Origin of the sequence: Roseibium alexandrii DFL-11 (genome assembly GCF_000158095.2) — a bacterium.
Taxonomy (GTDB): Bacteria; Pseudomonadota; Alphaproteobacteria; order Rhizobiales; family Stappiaceae; genus Roseibium; species Roseibium alexandrii.
Genome location: NZ_CM011002.1, coordinates 5,020,192 through 5,039,645, shown reverse-complemented (window position 1 = coordinate 5,039,645; position 19,454 = coordinate 5,020,192). Strand labels below are relative to the sequence as shown.

General features: G+C 56.6%; 17 protein-coding genes and 1 pseudogene. 13 read left to right on the top strand and 5 right to left on the bottom strand.

Annotated features, from left to right (window positions below; translation table 11 throughout):
• The first annotated feature begins 16 nt into the window (after positions 1-16).
• From SADFL11_RS23245 to SADFL11_RS25890, 7 genes and pseudogenes are all read left to right on the top strand, one after another.
• Positions 17-1,072: a quaternary amine ABC transporter ATP-binding protein gene (locus SADFL11_RS23245; RefSeq protein ID WP_008192038.1), complete on the top strand. Its 1,056-nt coding sequence runs from the start codon at positions 17-19 to the stop codon at positions 1,070-1,072.
• Positions 1,069-2,610: an ABC transporter permease gene (locus SADFL11_RS23240; protein ID WP_040450921.1), complete on the top strand. Its 1,542-nt coding sequence runs from the start codon at positions 1,069-1,071 to the stop codon at positions 2,608-2,610. The genes SADFL11_RS23245 and SADFL11_RS23240 overlap by 4 nt, the downstream gene beginning before the upstream one ends.
• Complete coding sequence (locus tag SADFL11_RS23235; RefSeq protein ID WP_040450922.1) at positions 2,607-3,323, top strand: alpha/beta fold hydrolase; 717 nt, start codon at positions 2,607-2,609, stop codon at positions 3,321-3,323. Before SADFL11_RS23240 ends, SADFL11_RS23235 begins: the two co-directional genes overlap by 4 nt.
• Before the next feature lie 350 nt (positions 3,324-3,673).
• Entirely contained in the window at positions 3,674-3,916 is a 243-nt protein-coding gene (locus tag SADFL11_RS25650; protein WP_228198236.1) for a site-specific integrase, read from the top strand.
• A 24-nt stretch (positions 3,917-3,940) separates the two neighbouring features.
• Complete coding sequence (locus tag SADFL11_RS25645; protein ID WP_322962263.1) at positions 3,941-4,435, top strand: tyrosine-type recombinase/integrase; 495 nt, start codon at positions 3,941-3,943, stop codon at positions 4,433-4,435.
• Positions 4,436-4,478: 43 nt separating this feature from the next.
• A pseudogene (locus SADFL11_RS23225) lies at positions 4,479-5,675 on the top strand (IS91 family transposase).
• A 297-nt stretch (positions 5,676-5,972) separates the two neighbouring features.
• Positions 5,973-6,233, top strand: a complete 261-nt coding sequence (locus tag SADFL11_RS25890) for an IclR family transcriptional regulator domain-containing protein (RefSeq protein ID WP_040450923.1) — start codon at positions 5,973-5,975, stop codon at positions 6,231-6,233.
• Positions 6,234-6,557: 324 nt separating this feature from the next.
• On the opposite strand, the gene SADFL11_RS23215 is transcribed toward SADFL11_RS25890, so the two are convergent.
• On the bottom strand, positions 6,558-6,848 hold the full coding sequence (locus SADFL11_RS23215; protein WP_134853118.1) for a hypothetical protein: 291 nt from the start codon (positions 6,846-6,848) through the stop codon (positions 6,558-6,560).
• Between the two features lie 209 nt (positions 6,849-7,057).
• Between SADFL11_RS23215 and SADFL11_RS23210 the strand changes: the two genes are divergently transcribed.
• The 5 genes from SADFL11_RS23210 to SADFL11_RS23190 all read left to right on the top strand — a co-directional run bounded on the left by SADFL11_RS23210 (position 7,058) and on the right by SADFL11_RS23190 (position 13,537).
• Positions 7,058-9,106, top strand: a complete 2,049-nt coding sequence (locus SADFL11_RS23210) for an ABC transporter substrate-binding protein (protein ID WP_008192255.1) — start codon at positions 7,058-7,060, stop codon at positions 9,104-9,106.
• Positions 9,107-9,282: 176 nt separating this feature from the next.
• On the top strand, positions 9,283-10,275 hold the full coding sequence (locus SADFL11_RS23205) for an ABC transporter permease (protein ID WP_040450924.1): 993 nt from the start codon (positions 9,283-9,285) through the stop codon (positions 10,273-10,275).
• Between the two features lie 3 nt (positions 10,276-10,278).
• The gene (locus tag SADFL11_RS23200) at positions 10,279-11,430 is read left to right on the top strand and encodes an ABC transporter permease (protein WP_008188595.1); all 1,152 of its coding nucleotides are present in this window, start codon (positions 10,279-10,281) and stop codon (positions 11,428-11,430) included.
• Between the two features lie 11 nt (positions 11,431-11,441).
• Positions 11,442-12,449 (top strand): ABC transporter ATP-binding protein, encoded by a 1,008-nt coding sequence (locus SADFL11_RS23195; RefSeq protein ID WP_008189276.1) that lies wholly within the window; start codon positions 11,442-11,444, stop codon positions 12,447-12,449.
• The gene (locus SADFL11_RS23190; RefSeq protein WP_008197317.1) at positions 12,446-13,537 is read left to right on the top strand and encodes an ABC transporter ATP-binding protein; all 1,092 of its coding nucleotides are present in this window, start codon (positions 12,446-12,448) and stop codon (positions 13,535-13,537) included. The genes SADFL11_RS23195 and SADFL11_RS23190 overlap by 4 nt, the downstream gene beginning before the upstream one ends.
• 577 nt (positions 13,538-14,114) lie before the next feature.
• On the opposite strand, the gene SADFL11_RS23185 is transcribed toward SADFL11_RS23190, so the two are convergent.
• The 3 genes from SADFL11_RS23185 to SADFL11_RS23175 form a co-directional block, all read right to left on the bottom strand.
• A complete protein-coding gene (locus tag SADFL11_RS23185) occupies positions 14,115-14,903 on the bottom strand; it encodes an ATP-binding cassette domain-containing protein (protein ID WP_040450925.1) in 789 nt (262 codons plus the stop codon).
• A gap of 1 nt (position 14,904) precedes the next feature.
• A complete protein-coding gene (locus SADFL11_RS23180; protein WP_008196292.1) occupies positions 14,905-16,026 on the bottom strand; it encodes an ABC transporter permease in 1,122 nt (373 codons plus the stop codon).
• Positions 16,027-16,107: 81 nt separating this feature from the next.
• Positions 16,108-17,058, bottom strand: coding sequence for a sugar ABC transporter substrate-binding protein (locus SADFL11_RS23175; protein ID WP_040452434.1), 951 nt, complete (start codon positions 17,056-17,058; stop codon positions 16,108-16,110).
• A gap of 184 nt (positions 17,059-17,242) precedes the next feature.
• On the opposite strand from SADFL11_RS23175, the gene SADFL11_RS23170 reads away from it, so the two are divergent.
• Complete coding sequence (locus SADFL11_RS23170; RefSeq protein ID WP_134853117.1) at positions 17,243-18,244, top strand: LacI family DNA-binding transcriptional regulator; 1,002 nt, start codon at positions 17,243-17,245, stop codon at positions 18,242-18,244.
• A gap of 50 nt (positions 18,245-18,294) precedes the next feature.
• On the opposite strand, the gene SADFL11_RS23165 is transcribed toward SADFL11_RS23170, so the two are convergent.
• Positions 18,295-19,452, bottom strand: coding sequence for a Gfo/Idh/MocA family protein (locus tag SADFL11_RS23165; protein WP_008196067.1), 1,158 nt, complete (start codon positions 19,450-19,452; stop codon positions 18,295-18,297).
• Positions 19,453-19,454: the final 2 nt, after the last annotated feature.

Below are 19,454 nucleotides of genomic sequence, written 5' to 3'. Positions count from 1 at the left end.
CAGGACCTGACCAGATATGAACGGCGACACCGTTATTGAAATCTCCAATGTCTGGAAAATCTTCGGTGCGAACTCGGACGCCGCCCTGTCCGCGGTCCGCGATGAAGGATTGTCTAAAGCCGAGGTTTTGGATCGGTGGAACGCGGTTGTGGGTGTTGCGGATGTTAGCCTGTCAGTCAATCGGGGTGAGATTTTCTGCATCATGGGTTTGTCGGGCAGCGGCAAGTCAACCTTGGTTCGGCACTTCAATCGCCTTCTGGAACCGACCGATGGGAAAATACTGATCGAGGGAACAGATGTCGTCGGGCTTGCACCGGCAGACTTGCAGTCGTTCCGTAACCGGAAGATCGGCATGGTTTTTCAAAACTTTGCCCTGATGCCGCACCGCTCAGTACTCGACAATGTTGCCATGCCGCTTGAAATCCGTGGTGTTCCCAAGAACGAGCGGATGCGCCAGGCAGCTTCCTTTCTTGATATCGTTGAGCTCAGCGCATGGGGCGCAAAATATGCCCATGAGCTCTCAGGAGGAATGCAACAGCGGGTAGGACTGGCGCGGGCCCTGGCGGCAAATCCGGATGTGCTTCTGATGGATGAGCCGTTCAGCGCCCTGGATCCACTTATCCGGCGGCAACTGCAAGACGAATTCATCAGGCTAAGCAAGATCTTGAAGAAAACGACGGTGTTCATCACCCATGACTTGGATGAAGCCGTGCGCATCGGGGACCGTATTGCGATCATGCGGGACGGCCGCGTCGTGCAAATGGGCACAGCCGAGGACATTGTGATGCATCCGGCCGATGATTATGTGGCCGACTTTGTCGCCGGCATTTCAAGGCTGAAGGTGGTCCGCGCGCACGCTGTGATGCGGCCAATCTCTGAATACGAAACCGACCATGGGCCGGTACCGGAAGGCGCGCCGCGCGTTGATGAGGGTGAAACTCTCAGTACGCTGATCAACATGGCTATCGATACGGGCGATGCCATTCTGGTTGAGGACCAAGGCACACTTGTTGGGGTAATCACACGAGCCGACATTTTGAGGACGGTGATCGAGGGGACGGAGGTATCATGATGGATCAGCTCAACACCTCGATAGAAGATGCCGAAGCCGAAGCGGCCCGGATCTATGATGAAGAACGGCGACAAAACATTGCCAAGTTCGTCCGAACCAACCCTGACTATTACTTAGAGAATTTCAACCGGATCGGCGCCCGATCCCGCTTCACCCCAACCTTGAACCTTATGGCTGGATTATTTGGGCCGGTGTGGTTCGGCGCTCGCGGGCTGTGGTCATGGGCGCTGCCGTTCCTGATCCTTGAAACGGTCGCGATTGTTCAAATCGCGCGGGGTCTTTTTGGAGACCTTGCTGCCGAGGCCATGGCACGGATCGCGTCTATCGAGGGGACGCTGGAGCTGCGCCGCAAACAGCTTGCCGCGGCGATTGAAAGCGGATCTGACAAGATGGAGGTCTATCAGCGCACAGTCGCGTCTTTGGAAGCCAACATCGGCGGCATTCGGGCAGAAGCCCAAGCACTGGCAGACCAGGGGATCTGGATCGCCCTTGCTGGCGTGGTACTTCTCATTCTGGTGAAGGCATTCGAAGCCGTGGTCGCGAACTCGGCACTGGAATCCAGGTTCTCTGAATGGCTGTCTGACAGTACTATCCGGTCCGGGATGCCCGGCTCGCAGATCGCGTTCAGCGCTGTCTTCATGTTTGTCATCGTGCTGGCGTCTGTCCTGCACTACAGTTTTCCAGATCGCTTTTCACTGTTGTCCGCCTTCCCGACCGACCCGGATATTCGCCTTGTCAGCATTGATGCCGTGGAAAGGTTCTTTGCCTTTTGTGTCGCTAACGGGGAGGCCCTCTTTGACGCCATTACCTATGGAATTCGATTGCTGCTCGACACTCTCGAGCTTGTCTTTGTCAGCACCCCCTGGATTGTGGTTGCAAGCCTGATCATCCTCCTCACATGGCTGACAGCTGGCGCCCGCGCGGCCATCTGGTCCGGTGCGTTTCTCGCCTACATGGGTCTCCTCGGATTTTGGGACAAGGCGATGACCACATTGGCCTTGCTCGGCACCGCAGCCTGCCTGTCGATTGCGATCGGGATCCCGCTCGGGATGTTTGCGGCACGCCGGCCACGTTTTTATGCCGTGATCCAGCCGATAATGGATTTCATGCAGACCATGCCGGCCTTTGTGTTCATGATCCCGGTAATCGCTTTTTTTGGGACAGGCAAACCCGCGGCAGTCGTCACCACCATGATTTTTGGCGGCACGCCAGTTGTGCGTTTGACGGTGCTGGGTCTGCGCGGCGTTCCGGAGAGTGTGCGTGAGGCAGCGATCGCCTTTGGTGCCAACAAGTGGTACTTGCTCACGAAAGTGGACCTTCCCCTAGCGAGCCCATCGATCCGGGCTGGCATCAACCAGACGATCATGCTGTCCTTGGCCATGGTGGTGGTTGCGTCTCTGATCGGCGCAAAGGGTCTTGGAGAAGACGTTCTGGAGGCACTGCAGTACGCAAACGTTGGACAGGGTATTTTGGCCGGTTTCTCCATCCTGTTTTGCGCCATGATCCTGGACCGCATCGTACAAGGGGCCCGCAAATGATCCCCTTGGTTCTTGTCCATGGTTTCATGGGCGGGAGTGATCAATGGGAACCACAGGCCCCGTTAAAAAGCACGGTTCCGTTGATCGCAGTCGATCTTCCCGGCTTCGGTAAAAACGCGCACCTGGACCCAATAAACTCCATCGAGAAATTGGCGCGCTGGGTTCTTAACGAGCTGACGGAACAGGGCGTTGAGCGATTTCTACTGCTTGGGCATTCCATGGGAGGCATGGTGGTGCAGGACATGATCCGGCAGGCACCTGATCGCGTGTCGCGGTTGGTGCTTTACAGCACCGGTGCCCTTGGCCTTTTACCAGGCCGGTTTGAATCGATCGAAACGTCTATGCAGCGGGCGAAAGACGACGGCGCCAAAGCCACAGCGCGCCGGATTGCTGCGACCTGGTTCCTGCAACGCGAAAATGCTGAAGCCTATCCCGCGTGCGCAGCAATCGCCGAATGCAGCAGCCCTGATGCAATCCAGGCAGGCCTTGAAGCTATGCGCGATTGGTCCGGAGAAACCTCCCTAAGCTCCATAAGCGCCCCAACACTGGTCATCTGGGGTGATCAGGACCGTACCTATCCCTGGCCACAAATACAGACCCTTTGGCAATCGGTGCCCGAAAGCAGTCTGGCTGTTGTTCCCGGATGCGCGCATGCGGTTCATCTCGAGGAATCCGTAACTTTCAATCACTTGATCGGGCGTTTTGTTTCTTGAAAAACTTCTATCATCCGTGAACAAGATTGAACTTGAACCGAGTGCAACAAAAACCGTCAGTCATAAGCAGCATTCACCATTGCCCCGATCTTCCAGGGTTTGGCACGGCCCTGCGGCCGACCCCTGAAGTCAATCCCCAAGCGTTGTTTATGATATTCTAGGACTTCGCTTTCGGTGCCGGGCCGAGCGAGGCTATCTAAAAGATGAAAGCATAGGACGGATGGACTAAGCCGCTCGCGCGGCAATAGCGCTCGTGTCGGGCGATTGGGATGATCTTCACGGCGCGATTTGAGGATAGGCGGTTCTGGCCGACGATTGGAGTGTTCTCAATCATCAGACAGGAGGTTCCCATGACGGAGGAGAGAACCACGCCACTGCGCGAGCGAATGATCGAAGACATGCACATTCGTGGCATAGGCGAGAAGGCTCGGCAGAGCCATATCCGGGCCATCAAGGATTTTGCATCTTACCTTGGCCGTCCACCCGATACGGCGACTCCGGAAGAGCTGCGCAGCTATCAATTGCACATGACGAATGCGGGGGTGTCGCCTTCGACATTCTATGTCCGGATCGTTGCCCTTAGGTTCTTTTGAGGCGTGACCTGCGGGCGCGAGGACATGAAGCGGCATATGCAGTTTCAGCGCAAGCCGCGGCCACTGCCCATTGTGCTGAGCGTGGAGGAAGTCGTGGAGCTGATCCATGTCGATCAGGGCAAGGGCTGCAAGGATCACAAGGCCATGCTGTCGCCCGATCTTTTGGACGTGTTGCGCGATTACTGGCGTGAGGCACGGCCCCACGGCCGGCTGTTTCCAGGCAGGCCGAAGGTCAACCCGATCTCGCCGGGCCTGCTGACCCGGACCTTCACCTCGGCAAAGCGCATGGCAGCCTTCTCCAAACCCGCCACACTGCATACGCTCCGCCACAGCTTCGCCACCCATCTTCTGGAGGCGAATACCGATGTGCGGATCATCCAGGTGCTGCTCGGCCATACCAAGCTGACAACGACGGCCCGCTACACCCATGTCGCCACCAGGACGATCCGCGATACGGTCAGTCCCTTCGAGCGGCTGAAGCAGCTACAGCATCAGACGCTGAGGCACGGGCCGGAATAACCCGCACAGAGTGTCCCCCTTTCGTCGATTGCGGTGCAATCGACTGCCGGGCAGCAGGCATAGGCTGGAGATAGCGGACATCTTCCGGACTCATGCTCCCACGTGGCGGCGGACCAATGCCGGGCATGTCAGCTTGAACCAGCTCAAGGTCATGTCCGGCCATCGAGACCTGCCGGACGGAGGCGCTTGGCGGGCATGTGGCAGCCTGCGCTAAGTGCCGCCACCAGCATGTCGCCTACAATTCCTGCAAGAACCGGCATTGCCCAAAATGCCAGGGACCGGCAGCGCGGGACTGGATGGCGGCGCGGGCCGAAGATATGCTACTGGTGGCGTATTTCCACATGGTCTTCACCCTGTAGGCGGAGATCGCAAGGATCGCCTACTGGAACAAGAAGGCGGTCTATGGCCTGTTGTTCCGCGCTTCAGCCGAGACACTGACTACCATCGCAAGCGATCCCCGGCACCTGGGCGCGCATCGGCATGACCAGCGTCTTGCATACCTGGGGCTCGGCACTCACCCATCATCCGCATGTCCACATCATTGTCACCGGCGGAGGCCTGTCTCCGGATGGCACGCGATGGATCTCTCGCCGTCCAGGGTTTTTCCTGCCGGTCAGGGTCCTGTCCCGATTGTTCCGGCGTTTGTTTCTGCAGGGGTTGATGGTTCTGCATCGTGCACTTTATCTGGTCTTCTTCGGTGATCTGGCAGGGCTGGCCGAAGGTGACGTCTTCACGGCATGGCTCGCGCCCCTGCGCAGAGCCGAATGGGTGGTCTACGCCAAACCGCCCTTCGGTGACCCAAAGGCCGTGCTGGCCTATCTCAGCCGCTACACCCACCGGGTGGCCCTCTCGAACCGCCGCCTGATCAGCGCCGATGCCCGGACGGTCACGTTCCGCTGGACGGACTACACGCCCAAGCATCGCAACGGCCAGAAGGTTATGCGTCTGGCAGTTGCGAGTTCATCCGCCGGTTCCTGATCCACGTGCTGCCCGACGGCTTCCACCGCATCCGCCATTACGGTCTTCTGGCCAGCGCAGGCCGCAAGACCAATGTCGCAAAGATCTGCGCTCCGCTCGGAGCGAGGACAGTCAAACAGGATAAGCCATCAGGCGCAGAGATCGTTCCGCTCACGCTGATAGAGCATGCCCGGACTGCGGCGGCCCGATCCGCATTGTCGAGATATTCCAACGCGGCCATAAGCCCCGGTCCCGTGCACCACCAAGACAGGAGGCAGCTTGACGACCTGCCCGGCACAGTGCCAACAGCCCATCCGGAAAGACACTGCATTCCGGGAGCGCATCGGTGTGCGCCAAATGCCGTTGAACACCGCAAAATCTTCGAAACTGACAGAGAGAGACTGCCCGATCTGCTTCCGATCAACCCGTCCTAAACCATCTGGCCCGCACGTTTGCTCCTGCCAACGGCGCACAACAACACAATAGAAACCCGCAGCGTGCCTCTTTCCCATAGACGCTTCGTCAAGGCCCCGCGGGTTCCTCCTTCCGAGGTTTGTCAACGCGGACCGACGCCCGCTTCGTGGCAATCGCCACGCAACGGCCCGCATCGAAAAACCTTCAGGATATAGGACTTTCGCTGCGGTTTAATGAAGGTCCGTATTGCGGGACAAAGGGTGAATTCGCTGCGATTGCAGTGCCCCTGAAGGATAGCGAAGGACGATTGCTTACAACGCTTTCCATACACGCACCCGTACAACGTTTGTCCTTTGAAAATCTTATATCGGTGTTGCCGGCTTTGCGGGAGGCAGCCGCCAAGATCGAGGAACTCGCGCTAAACTGATCCACGCCCACACAAAAGTTGGTTTCTGCGCAGTCGAATTAAAGTCTGGGTGCCCATTTCCCGCGAACGCGCCGGCAAGTAACTTCAGCCGAAGCAGGTCACCTCTTGTTGGGGGCGGGGAAAGGCCCTCACCCGCCTCTAACTCTCAAAAAAACCCAACGTTCTGCAAATGTAAGCCATCAAAGATTTTGCAGTTGCGTGAACTCAATCGATGTTACTTCGGACAAGCCTCGCGCTATACGGCAATCGATCTACAGATCCTTCTGCTCCCTGATCGCCAAAAGCGTCTTCTTCATCAAGCCCCCCAACGAGCCGTACAAACTCTTAGGCGCTTGCGAACTTGTTATGATTGAGGGTCGTGGGATCTTCCACTTCGGTCAGATCGATAACGGTTACACTCAGTTTTGCAAGGTCATCCGCCGAGCGCTTACGTGTGGTCGAGACATAGACGGTCCGAAGCGTGGTTCCCTCGACCGTTGCAGCCGGCGTTGCCGGGGTGTCGACCCCGATAACGTTGCGAATGGGTTCTGAACACGCCGAGATCACCAATAGCGTTGACAATAGAAAACACCATCGCACAATACGTGGCGTGTTACCTCTGACAACACCGCTCATGGTCGGCCCTTCTTACTCCAAAATGACGCTCCCAGATTGTTAGAGCGCAGCTCAGTTCGCGCACCTAGGGCTCCCAAGAAATCATTCTCTAAAGGTTAAATGTCACTATCAAGTTCATAATAAAAAACTATACAATAATTAATTTCATCAAACTGTCTTGAAAAACCGGTGTTACAGGCGCTGCCAATCTACTCCTCAAGGAGCCTGTAATGACCTTCAAATCTTTCCTTCTTTCGGGTGCCGCCCTGGCCGTTCTGGCCACTCCGGCGCTTGCCAACTGCCCGGCAGTGACTGTTTCCGACATGAAAGGCCTCACTGCTGATTACCCCCAGCAGTTTGAACTGGCCGAGTTCGAGGAAAAGGGTTCCTGCGCCCTCACTTTCTCCCAGAACCCGGCCATCAATGACCTGAACAGCAAGATCCAGGGCAATGGCGATCTCGCCAACGTCGCCGAGCGCCTGCCAGCTGAACCACTGGTCGTGGCTCCTTACGAAGCGATCGGGACCTATGGCGGCACGCTGACCGGTCTGTCCCGTGGCACCGAGTCCGGCACTTCCGATCTCCTGTCGATCCGTCACGTGAACCTGGTCCGCTACTCTGACGACCTGCAAACGATTGTTCCAAACGTTGCTAAATCATGGTCCTGGAACGACGATTTTACCGAGCTGACGTTCAAGCTCCGTGATGGCCACAAGTGGTCTGACGGCGCTCCATTCACCGCCGAAGACGTTGCCTTCTGGTACAATGACGTTCTGATGAACCCTAATGTCATCGAAAAGGCTCCGGGTCGGTGGCTGTTTGACGGCAAGCCTGCAACGGTCGAAGCCGTCGATCCGACAACCGTAAAGTTCACTTTCCCAGTCGCACAGCCGAACCTCCTGAACCGTTGGGCGATTGACTACGGCCAAACCTTTCTGCCGAAACATTTCCTTGGCCGTTATCTGGACAAGTACAATGAGAACGCTGCAGACCTGCGCACAGCCGACGGTTTTGCGAACCAAGCGGAAGCTGTCAACTTCTTCTACGGCAACTCCGACTGGACTGACGTTCCGTCCCCGCTAATGAAGGACGCCGAAAAGGTCAAAAACATCGGTGTTGCCGTCAAGCCGACGCTGGAATCCCACATCCTGGTTGAGGAAAACACGGAAGGCCGCAAGCTCGTTGCCAACCCGTATTTCCACATGGTCGATACGGCCGGAAACCAACTGCCGTACATCTCTGAAATCAACGAAGAGTATGTCCCGGAACGCGAAGTGGTGAACCTGCGTATTATAAATGGCGACGTCACCTGGAAGCAGCAGGCCATGCAGTTGAATGACTTCCCGCTGCTGAAAGAAAACGAAGCCAAAGGCAACTACACCGCGGCGTTGGCACCGACGCTCGGTCAATCTCCGTTCTACAGCTTCAACCGCACTCATAAAGATCCGGTCCTGCGCGAAATCTTCTCCGATCCGCGTTTCAGCCAGGCTCTGTCCATGGGCTTGAACCGTGATGAGATCAACGAAATCGTCTATCTCGGTCAAGGCAAGCCGCTTCAAACAGCTGCTGCTGAACATGTCACAGTGCCTTTCCTCTCCGAAGAAGACCTGTCAATTTTCATCGACTACGACCCGGCAAAGGCCAACGCGTTGCTCGATGAAATGGGTCTGGCAAAGGCCAGCGACGGTGTCCGCCAGCGCCCGGACGGCAAGCCGCTTGCGATCCGCATCGTGTTTGCCAGCCAGGGCACTGCGTCCCAGCTTCACGAGCTGACCGCCGGATACTGGTCGGATCTTGGTTTGCAAGTCGATGTCCGTGAAGTCACTTCGGACGAATACCGTGCAGCTGCAAACGCCAACGACGTCGACGTGATGACCTGGAAGAACGATGGCGTATCCGGTCCGAACATCAGCCAGGATGCGACTGACGCGCTGTTCCCGGGCGATCCGTTCAACCCGAAAGGCCATGCCGACTGGGCGACGTGGATCGAAACAAACGGCGCTCAAGGTGTTGAACCGCCGGCAGACATCCGGCGTCTGTTTGCAGCAGCAGCGGAATTTACGCAGCATCCGCTCGGCACCGACAAGAGTAATGAACTTGGTGCTGAAATAATGAAGATCCACCTGGACAACATGATCAAGATAGGTGTGGTTGCGGAAATTCCGGAGCCGTATGTCTACACGAACGCTCTGAAGAACGTTCCGCCGCTGACGGCGAAAGCCTACGACTACTACTGGACTTACCCGTACCGGGCCCAGCAGTGGTTCCTGGCCCAGTAAGTCCAAATTCCTGAAGCTACTCCGGGGCAGTTATGTCCCGGAGTTCTCATGCTCTGCGCCCGACAGTCTTTCTGAAAAGACCAAGAAACATCTCGTCCGGCCAGACGGGGCTTAAGCAGGCACAAGTTTAATATGCCGTGAGGTGGGGCAGCGCGTTTGCCCGGGGGAGAAGTCCTATGCTGCGGTTCACTATTGAGCGTCTGGTGGGGATGACCGTCACGATGCTTCTTGTGTCGATGATGGTTTTTATCATCATGGAGCTGCCACCGGGCGACTACGCGGACCGCTACGCCTTTCGCAAATACTCCGGCACGGGCGTCTCTGTGACCGAAGCTGACATTCAGGCGATCAGAGTCGAACTCGGCCTCGATAAGCCAATGGTCCTGCGCTATTTCGATTGGATTGGAAACATCGTCCTGCGCGGCGACTTCGGACAGGCTTTTGCGTTTGAAACGTCGGTCGTCAAGGTCATGGGCGACAAGGTTTGGCTCACGCTGGCGATCCTCTTTACGACGCTCATCATTACCTATGTCGTTTCGATCCCCATCGGGATCTACGCCGCCGTTAAGCGGGGCTCTGCAGCCGATTACGGTTTGACAATTTTTTCCTATCTCGGCCTTGCTCTGCCGAATTTTCTGCTTGCACTGATCCTTCTTTATTTCGCCAATCGATGGTTTGGAGCGGATATCGGCGGGCTGTTTTCAGCCGAATACAAGAACGCGCCGTGGTCGCTCGCCAAGGCATGGGATCTCATCAAGCATTTGTGGTTGCCCGCAGTTGTCCTGGCCTGGTCCGCTGTCGCCTATCAGATCCAAACCATGCGCGCGACCATGTCTGATGAGCTGAACCGGCTTTCAGTAACGGCCGCGCGGGCGCGCGGAGTGCCGGAAGGCAAGCTTCTTATCAAGTATCCGGCACGGCTTGCCATCAACCCGATCGTCTCGACCATCGGCTTCGATGTGAACCGCATCTTTTCAGAGCTTCCCATCGTGGCCGCCGTTCTCGGTCTGACAGAACTCGGTGAGCTTCTTTTGAAAGCTTATCTCGATCTCGACATGTATGTGGCTGGCGCGATCCTCCTGCTCCTCACCTTCATGATCGTGTTCATGAATTTTCTGTCTGATATCTTGTTGGCGTGGCTCGACCCGCGCATCAAACTGGGAGCCTGATCCATGACCGATGCGACCGCAGGCAAACTAAGTGCGCAAGAGGAAAAGGAACGTCAGAAGCGGCTGAAATACTATTCAGCCTCTCAATGGACTTTGATCTGGTGGCGGTTCAAACGGCACAGGGCGGCCATGATTGCCAGTATCATTCTTGGTCTGATGGCCTTGATGGGCATCTTCGCGGAGTTTGTCGCGCCATACGGCCCGACGACCCGCGATACAAAATACATCGACGGAGCCCCGCAAATTCCAATGTTCTGCGATCAGAACGGGTGTTCTATCCAACCGTTCATCCATGGTGTTTCCACAAAACGTGACCCGGTCACCTTGCGTGCCATCTCAATCCCCGACCCGGAAAAGCGCGTCTATGTGACCTTCTTCGCCAAGGGCGAGGAGACTCGGGTGCTTGGCTTCATTCCAACCAACCGGCATTTGTTCGGTTTGTCGGACGCGGAGGCAAAGTTGCACCTGTGGGGCACAGACAGTCTCGGCCGAGACGTCTTCTCCCGCACCATGTACGCCACCCGCACCTCGCTCTCCATTGGCGTGATCGGCGTTCTGATTTCTTTTGTTATGGCCCTGCTGATCGGAGGTATTGCTGGCTATGCGGGAGGCATGACAGACAATGTCATTCAGCGTGTTACGGAAGTTGTCCGGGTCGTCCCCATCATCCCACTCTACATGGGCCTTGCAGCCGCCATGCCGAAGGAATGGTCGACCACGCAGGTCTATTTTGCCATGACCCTGATCCTGGGTTTCTTCGGCTGGCCAACTTTGGCGCGCCGCATCCGCTCCCAGCTCCTCTCGATCCGCAATGAGGACTACGTTGTCGCCGCAAGGCTCGCCGGTGCCCGTCCCGGCAGGATTATTGGCCAGCACATGCTCCCGAGTTTCACCAGCTTCATCATCGTCGATATGGTGATTTCCTTCCCCTACATGATCCTGGCTGAAACCGCCCTGTCCTTTGTCGGCCTCGGATTGCGCCCCCCGACGGTATCCTGGGGCGTATTGCTGCAGCAAGCGCAGTCGGTTCGCGTCATTGAACAAACACCTTGGCTGTTTATCCCCGCTCTCTTTGTGGTGGTCGCGGTACTCGCGTTCACGGTCATCGGCGACGGTCTGCGCGACGCAGCCGATCCTTACAGCGAAGCCCGGTGAGGAGAGAACTCATGCTTAACGTTGAAAACCTCTCCATTTCATTTGGCACTGACGAAGGCTTGATCACACCGGTGCAGGGTGTCAGTTTTTGGGTGGAGGCTGGCAAAACACTTGGCCTTGTCGGCGAAAGCGGCTCAGGCAAATCGATCACCACCAAGGCCCTGATGCGCCTTCTGCCAGGCAATGCGCATCTGTCGCCGGAAACACGGATCACTTACCGCTCGAAGAACGGCAAGGAAATCGAGGTCGAAAAAATCAAGCCCCGTTCCAGAGAGCTGCGAGCCTTGCGGGGCGGCGAAATCGGCATGATTTTTCAGGAGCCTATGGCAAGCTTCTCGCCGGTCTATTCCATCGGCAACCAAATGATCGAGGCAATCCGCCTTCACCGCGGCTGCGGAAAACGTGAAGCACGCGAGCTTGCCGTTGAGATGTTGCAAAAGGTCGGCATTTCGAACGCCGCGGTCCGGATTGACCAATATCCGCATGAAATGTCCGGCGGCATGCGTCAGCGCGCCATGATCGCGCTCGCCCTGTCCGCAGGTCCCGCCCTTCTGATTGCCGATGAACCAACAACAGCGCTGGATGTCACCATTCAGGCACAGGTTCTGGACCTGATGCGCGAGCTTCAGCGAGACCTTGGCATGGCCATGATCTTCATCACACATGATCTCGGTGTGATTGCACAAATCGCTGATGAGGTTGCGGTGATGTATCTCGGCACCATCGTTGAGCGCGGTGCCACTCGTGATGTCATCCGAGATCCCAAGCACCCCTATACCCAAGGTCTTTTAAAGGCGATCCCGAGCCTTGAGACTTTGCATGATCGTTTATCCCCCGTCCCCGGCGATATCCCGAGCCCGACAGAACGGCCATCCGGCTGTCCTTTCCATACCCGCTGCCCGGACGCAATCAACAATATCTGCAACGTCAGGACGCCTGTGGAACTCACCCCCGCCCCCGGTCGCGCTGTTCGCTGCTGGCTGCATGATGAACCTAAAAGCGGAAGGAGCGCAGCATGACCACGGGCAACGTTCTGATCGAAGTCCGGGATCTTGAAGTCCATTTCCCGATCCAAAAAAAGAAGCTGTTCTCCTCAGAGGTGCAAACGCTGCGCGCTGTCGACGGTGTCAGTTTCAATATCAATCGCGGTGAAACAGTCGGACTGGTCGGAGAATCCGGGTCCGGCAAAACAACCGTTGGCCGCGCGATCCTGAGGGCTATCGACCCGTCCTACGGAGATGTCTTCTTTCATACAATCGATGACGATGTTGATTTGGCGAATGCTGAGGGAGAAGAACTTCGTAAATTCCGCAAACATATGAATATGGTGTTTTCCGAAGGTCCGGTTCAGCTCTCTTCGCTTGCTGCTGAGCGGCTGCGTCTGTTCCGTTCCAAAATGAGCCTTGTTTTTCAGGATCCCTACTCGTCGCTCAATCCGCGCATGACGGTTCGCGATATCATTGCGGAGCCCTTGATCGCATCCGGTATGATGAAAGATCGCGATGCAATTGATGCCCGTGTGCGAGAGATCGCCAGTCGCTGTAAACTCAATCTGGAACATCTGCGCCGGTTCCCGCACGCTTTCTCCGGCGGACAACGGCAACGTATCTGTATTGCCCGCGCGCTTGTCTCCAAACCGGATTTTGTTGTCTGTGATGAAAGCGTATCAGCTCTGGACGTTTCCATTCAGGCCGAGATCGTCAATCTATTGAAGGATCTGCAGGAAGAGATGGGCGTTGCCTTTCTTTTCATAGCGCACGATCTGTCGGTCGTTGCCCAGATGAGTCACAAGGTCGCCGTGATGTATGTTGGCAAATTTGTTGAGTATGGGCCGACCGAAAATCTATTCTTCAACCCAAAACATCCCTACACCCACGCGCTCCTGTCCGCCATTCCGCAGGCTGATCCCGATGCAGAGTTCAATCCGATCAAACTGACCGGCGAAATCCCGAACCCGCTCGATGCGCCCGAGGGTTGCCGGTTCAACACTCGCTGCCCTTTCGCCAATGACCGCTGCGCCACCAAAGCGCCCGAATGGCGGGAATTGGAACCCGAACACTATGTCGCGTGCCATTATTCCGAAACGTTCGACTTTTCCAGAGGGTAAGCTCGGGAAAATAAGACCCACCGCTATTTCTTGAAAATAGTGGACAATGTACCGACGGGTCGAGTTCCTCGCCCGCCGAACTTCTGAAAGACAAAGCTTAGCTGCTGATAACTCAAGCGAAACTATCATGAAGCCGTGATGCCGACTATACTGTCAGTCTGTTGCGAAGGGTCTAGAAACACCCGTCGGATAATCTATCTGCTGTTCAAGTATAGGCAGAGCATTTTCGGACTTCATGGCAGAGCCGTCTCAAGCGAACATCTCGAGGCAGCTCATCCGCAAAAGCACATAGCGCTACGAGCAAATGCTCCCATTCGCCATGGATGGGTCAAAATGCATTGCGATCTTCTTGACGGCGATCAGTAGCCATTACCATTCCTCATATAACTTGCATAAAGAAACCGTTACCCGGTTTAGGCAATTGGTCTGTTCTCGGCGCTATTAGAACTTTCCAGCCGTACGCCCTCGAATTCGTTGACTACGTCGAACGTAAACACAGCAGTATAAGGATCAGCAAGCGTCTCCGCCGCCTACGATTACTCAATACCGCCCCTGTCGATCACCGGGACTGCATCTACTAAACTGTTCCCCCTAAAGAATCCTCCAAGGCAACCAGCTCCTGACCGCCGGCCATCATGTCCTGGAGCTCGTCCGGTGTGATCTGGCCGCGCTGCGCCGTTCCAAGCGTTTGACCGCGGTTCAGCACCGTGAACCGATCTCCAACGGCAAGCGCATGCCGGACATTGTGGGTGATGAAAACAACCGCGATGTCCTGCTTGCGCACCTTGTCGATGGTTGCAAGGACGTTGGCCGTCTGACGGACACCGAGCGCTGAAGTCGGTTCATCAAGGATCAGGACCTTGGCTCCGAAATGAACTGCGCGCGCGATGGCAACGGTCTGGCGCTCACCGCCGGACAAGGTTCCAACTGCCTGATCCGGACCGCGCAGATTGATGCCCATCTTGCGCATCTCCTCCATCGTCACCCGGTTTGCATAATCATGATCGAAGAGCTTCAGCGGACCGAGACGACGGATTGGCTCGTTGCCCATAAAGAAATTCCGGCTGACAGACATCAGCGGGATCATCGCAAGGTCCTGATACACCGTCGCGATACCGGCAGAGATCGCATCCCTTGGATCGGAGAAATGCATCGGCCGTCCTTCAAACAGGATTTCTCCCTTGGTCGGCTTGTGGACTCCGGACATGGTTTTGATGAAAGTCGATTTACCGGCACCGTTGTCGCCGAGAAGACAATGACATTCGCCCGGATAAATGTCGACCGAAACACCGGCAAGCGCGATCACCGAACCGAAATGCTTCTCAATCCCCTGCATTTGAATGATGGGAGCGTGCGTGGACGTCATCTTATCTCTCCCCTGTGATGATGCGGCGGATGTAGGTGTTCAGGATCACCGCAAAGAGCAGAATCACGCCGAGAAAAACCCGGAAGAGGGAACTCTCCACGCCTGCAAAGAAGAGCCCTTGCTGGACCACGCCAAAAATCAAGGCGCCCAGCGCGGCTCCGATCACCGAGCCGTACCCGCCAGTGAGCAGCGCTCCGCCGATGACAACAGCGATGATCGCTTCGAATTCCTTGAGCAACCCGCGGTCAGCCCCGGCCGACCCGAACTCCATGACCTGGCACGTTGCAAAGACAGTGGCGCAAAAGGCCGTGAACATAAACATCAGGATTTTGACGCGGTTGACCGGAACTCCCACATAGCGCGCTGCTTGCGCATCGCCGCCCGCTGCAAAGATCCAGTTTCCGAATTGGGTGCGGGTCAAAATAATGTGGCCAACGATGACCAATGCGATCGCCCAGACGATCAGCATTGGGATGCCTTCGACCACCGGCTGCCCAGCGCGAGAGCCGCGCTCAAACACATCGATGATGCCAGCGTCGCCCATCCAAGCGAAGAAACCGGTCAGGATCTTGCCGCCGAACAGGGATGCGAACCAGTCGCCCTCGGCCGCACGGTCAACCCCGCCAATGATGGTCTTGCGCTCAATAATTTGTGGCAGGTAGATGGTGAAGCCACGTAAGATAAACAGGAATGCGAGTGTCACGATGAAGCTCGGCAGTCCAGTGCGCACCACGATGTAACCGTTCAACGCACCGATCGCGAGCGCCATGACAAAGGTTGCAAGGATCGCCTGCCAAACAGGCCACTCGAGCGTCACCGTAAAGATGGCGATCATCATCCCGGAAAAGCCGATCATGGACCCGACAGACAGGTCAAATTCACCCGCAATCATCAAAAGACAGGCACCCACGGCAATGATCATGAATTGCGCGGAGACGGTCGACCAGTTCATCATCCCTTGAGCGCTGAACATACCGCTGTCGCCGGCAAAAATCAGAAACAAGGCAAATACGATAATTGTGCCGCACATCCCGCCGAGCTCCGGGCGGATAAGAGCTTTTTGCAAGTTGGATTGCTGCTTCACCCGCTCATCAGCGGACGCTGCCACGTTGGCCTCGGTCATGTGGCCCTCCCCGGCTCAATTTTTTTGATTTGATATTCGTGAAAAAGGGCGGCGCAACGCGCCACCCTATACCTATGGAAATCAGCGGTATTCGCCCGCAAACTTCTCCACCAGGGTCAGCCCGTCCTTGGTCACGAAACCAGGGCCCGAGTTGATGTTGTTGCCCGGCAGAACGCCATAGCGATGGTAATTGGTCAGGACCACGACCGGCAGGTAAGCCTGCAGGAACGGTTGCTGATCGATCCCCCAGTTGATGACACCGCTTTTGATGCCCTCAACGATGTTCTCACCAAGGTCAAACGTCCCGAAGTAGATGTCGCCGGCCATGCCGTTCTCATCCAGCGCCAGCAAGGTCGGATCTGCACTGGTCGGACCAAGCGTCAAAACGGCATCGGTATCCGGGTTAGCATTGAGGTAAGCGAGAACACGGTTCTTGATTTCAGCCGGATCCTGACCGCTGTCGATCATTTGATCACCCAGCTCCACACCAAGACCGTCTGCAAACCCCTTGCAGCGCTCAGTCGATGACGGGGAGCTGATGTAGTGGTTCACACACAGGAAGCTTGTCACGCCATCTCCCTTGGCGCGCAGACCCGCCGCATGGCCGGCGTCATATTCCGGCTGACCGACATACATCAAGGCTCCGACTTCGCGGGCTTGGTCCGGTGTGCCGGAATTCATGATGATAACGTCAATGCCGGATGCCACAGCATCCTTGATTGGCCCGGACAAAACGTCCGGATCGGACAATGTCGTGATGATGCCGTTCGGTCCCGAAGCCGCGGCCTGTTCGATGATGCGCGCCATGTCCGCAAGGTCACCGGTCGGTGGATTGCGGTATTCGACGTCAACACCCATCTGGTCGCCGGCAAGGGCGATGCCGTTCTTGATCGTGTTCCACCAACTGTCGCTGTCCGGCGCATGGCTGACGAGAATATACTTCTCGCCTTCGGCTGATGCGACTTGAGCCCCGGCGAGCGGGGCAGCAATGACCGCTGCGGCAAGCAGCAGCGACTTAAGAGTTGATCTCATTCCGTCCTCCCAAGGATTGCCATTTTCATGGTCAAAGAGCGGCCCTTGGCCCTCTCTCCGCATCAGAAAAACATGATCTGATCCATTTTGCAACCGGTTGCAAAATGGAAAACGAAAATTCATACTGCTCGCAGAGGAATGTTAAGGTAAGACACCTTATCTAACTGTTTGGAATGATGGACCGATGACCGTTACCTTGAAAGAAGTTGCCGAACTTGCAGGCGTGTCGCGCTCTGCCGTTTCGCGCACCTTCACTGACGGCGCATCCGTTTCAGACAAGACCCGCCGCAAAGTTGAGAAAGCGGCCACAAAGCTTGGCTATACGCCGAATATTCTGGCCCGTGGACTGACCACCAGACGCACGAAACTGATAGGCCTGGTTTCCAACAACTTTCACAATCCGATCTTTCTGGAAGTTTTCGACCAGTTTACGCGCAAGCTTCAGGGCGTGGGGTTGCGGCCGCTTCTGGTAAATCTGTCTGATGAGACCGACCCGGAAGCATCCGTGCGCATGCTCCGGCAGTACTCAGTCGACGGCGTGGTTGTTGCCTCGTCCACCCTGCCGCCCGGCTTTTCCAAGGCATTCAAGGATGCCGGAGTGCCTGTGGTAAACAGCTTCGGACGGTACTCGACCGCGCCAGAATTCCATGTGGTCGGCATCGACAACGTGGAATGCGGCCGGATGGCGGCACTGGAGCTCGCCAAACGTGGCTACAAGCACGTCGCGTTTCTTGGCGGCCCAGACACAGCCACATCCACGCAGGACCGATTCAAGGGGTTTTCAGAAGAGATTTCGCGGCATCCAGACATGGAGATGACTGTCAGCTACGCGAAGGCCTACTCCTTTGAGGCAGGCCGGGAGGAAATGCAGCGCCTTCTTGGTATCCGCCCACTCGCCGAAGCCTATTTTTGCGGCGATGATGTTCTGTCGATTGGGGTCTTGAGCGCGATTGAGGATGCCGGCCTAAATATTCCAGGCGATATCGGCATCATTGGCCTGAACGACATGGAAATGGCAGGTTGGCAGAACATCAATCTGACGACGATCCGCCAACCGGTTCAACAGATCATCAATTCCTCTGTGGAACTGATTGTCTCAATAAACTTAAAGGTGTTTAGGTATACGCCCGCCCGCCCATGTTCAGGTAGGCTGATAGGACCCGCGTTTCTGCGCCCGGTGTCCTAGAGCGTTTCACGCTCTAGGACACCGGGCGCAGAAACGCGGGTCCTATCAGCCTACCTGAACATGGGCGGGCGGGCGTCTACCCAAACACCCTCACGTTTTCCGCTGTCCGCGACCGCAAAGACCGCCGCCATTGAACGCAAGCCGTCTTCGGCCCGCGGGTAAAGATCTGCCGCCGGATCCATAGTCCTACCGCTCTTGCGCGCCTGAATGGCTTCGGCGAGGTCGGTGTAAATGTTGGCAAATGCCAGCGGCATTCCTTCCGCATGCCCGATCGTGACCCGCGACGTCCGGTCGGCCTCAGGGGACAACCCCCCTTCGCCGCGCTCAATGATCTCCAGGCGTCCGTTGAGCGGCATCCAGTAGAGCTGGTTGGGCTGCTCCTGGGACCACCGCAATCCGCCCTTTTCGCCAAAGATCTGAAGGGTCAATCCGTGTTGCCGACCAATCGCGACAGAGGACGTCCAGAGCCGGCCAACCGCTCCGCCATCCATTCGGAAATTCACCATGGCATCATCTTCAAGCTCACGGCTTGAGATGCAGGAAACAGTATCCGCGGACAGGCGTTTAACTTCCTGCCCCGTCACAAACGACGCCATGTGAAGCGCATGAATGCCGCAATCGGCGAATTGCGCCGAAACCCCGGCCTGGGCCGGGTCATACCGCCACCGGACCCGCGGGTTGTCGGCATCGGCTGCGTCAGCGTGGTGCCCGTGTGCAAATTCCGCCTTGACCAAGCGTATCTTTCCAAGATCGCCACGCGCGACCATCGCTTTCATGTGCCGGACAAGAGAATAGCCGGTGTAGCCATAGTTGACCGCGCAGATGTTCCCGGTTTCCCTGGAAATCCGGACGATTTCCTCACCCTCCTCGACCGTCATGGTCATCGGCTTTTCGCAAAGGACATGAAACCCGTTCTCAAGGAAAGCCTTGGTGATTTCGAAATGGGTAGCGTTAGGCGTTGCCACTGTGACCAGATCGACCCGGTCCTCGCGCCCCTTTTCGCCGTCCAGCATTTCCCGCCAGTCGCCATAGGCACGATTAGCCGCCAAGCCCAACCGTTGGCCATATTCCCGGCCCGCTTCAGGCCGATGATCCAACGCGCCCGCAACAAAGGAAAACGCTCCATCAAGACCGGCGCCAAGCCGGTGCGCCGGCCCGATCTGGCTGCCTTCACCGCCGCCAATCATGCCCCAATTCAATCGTGCCATTG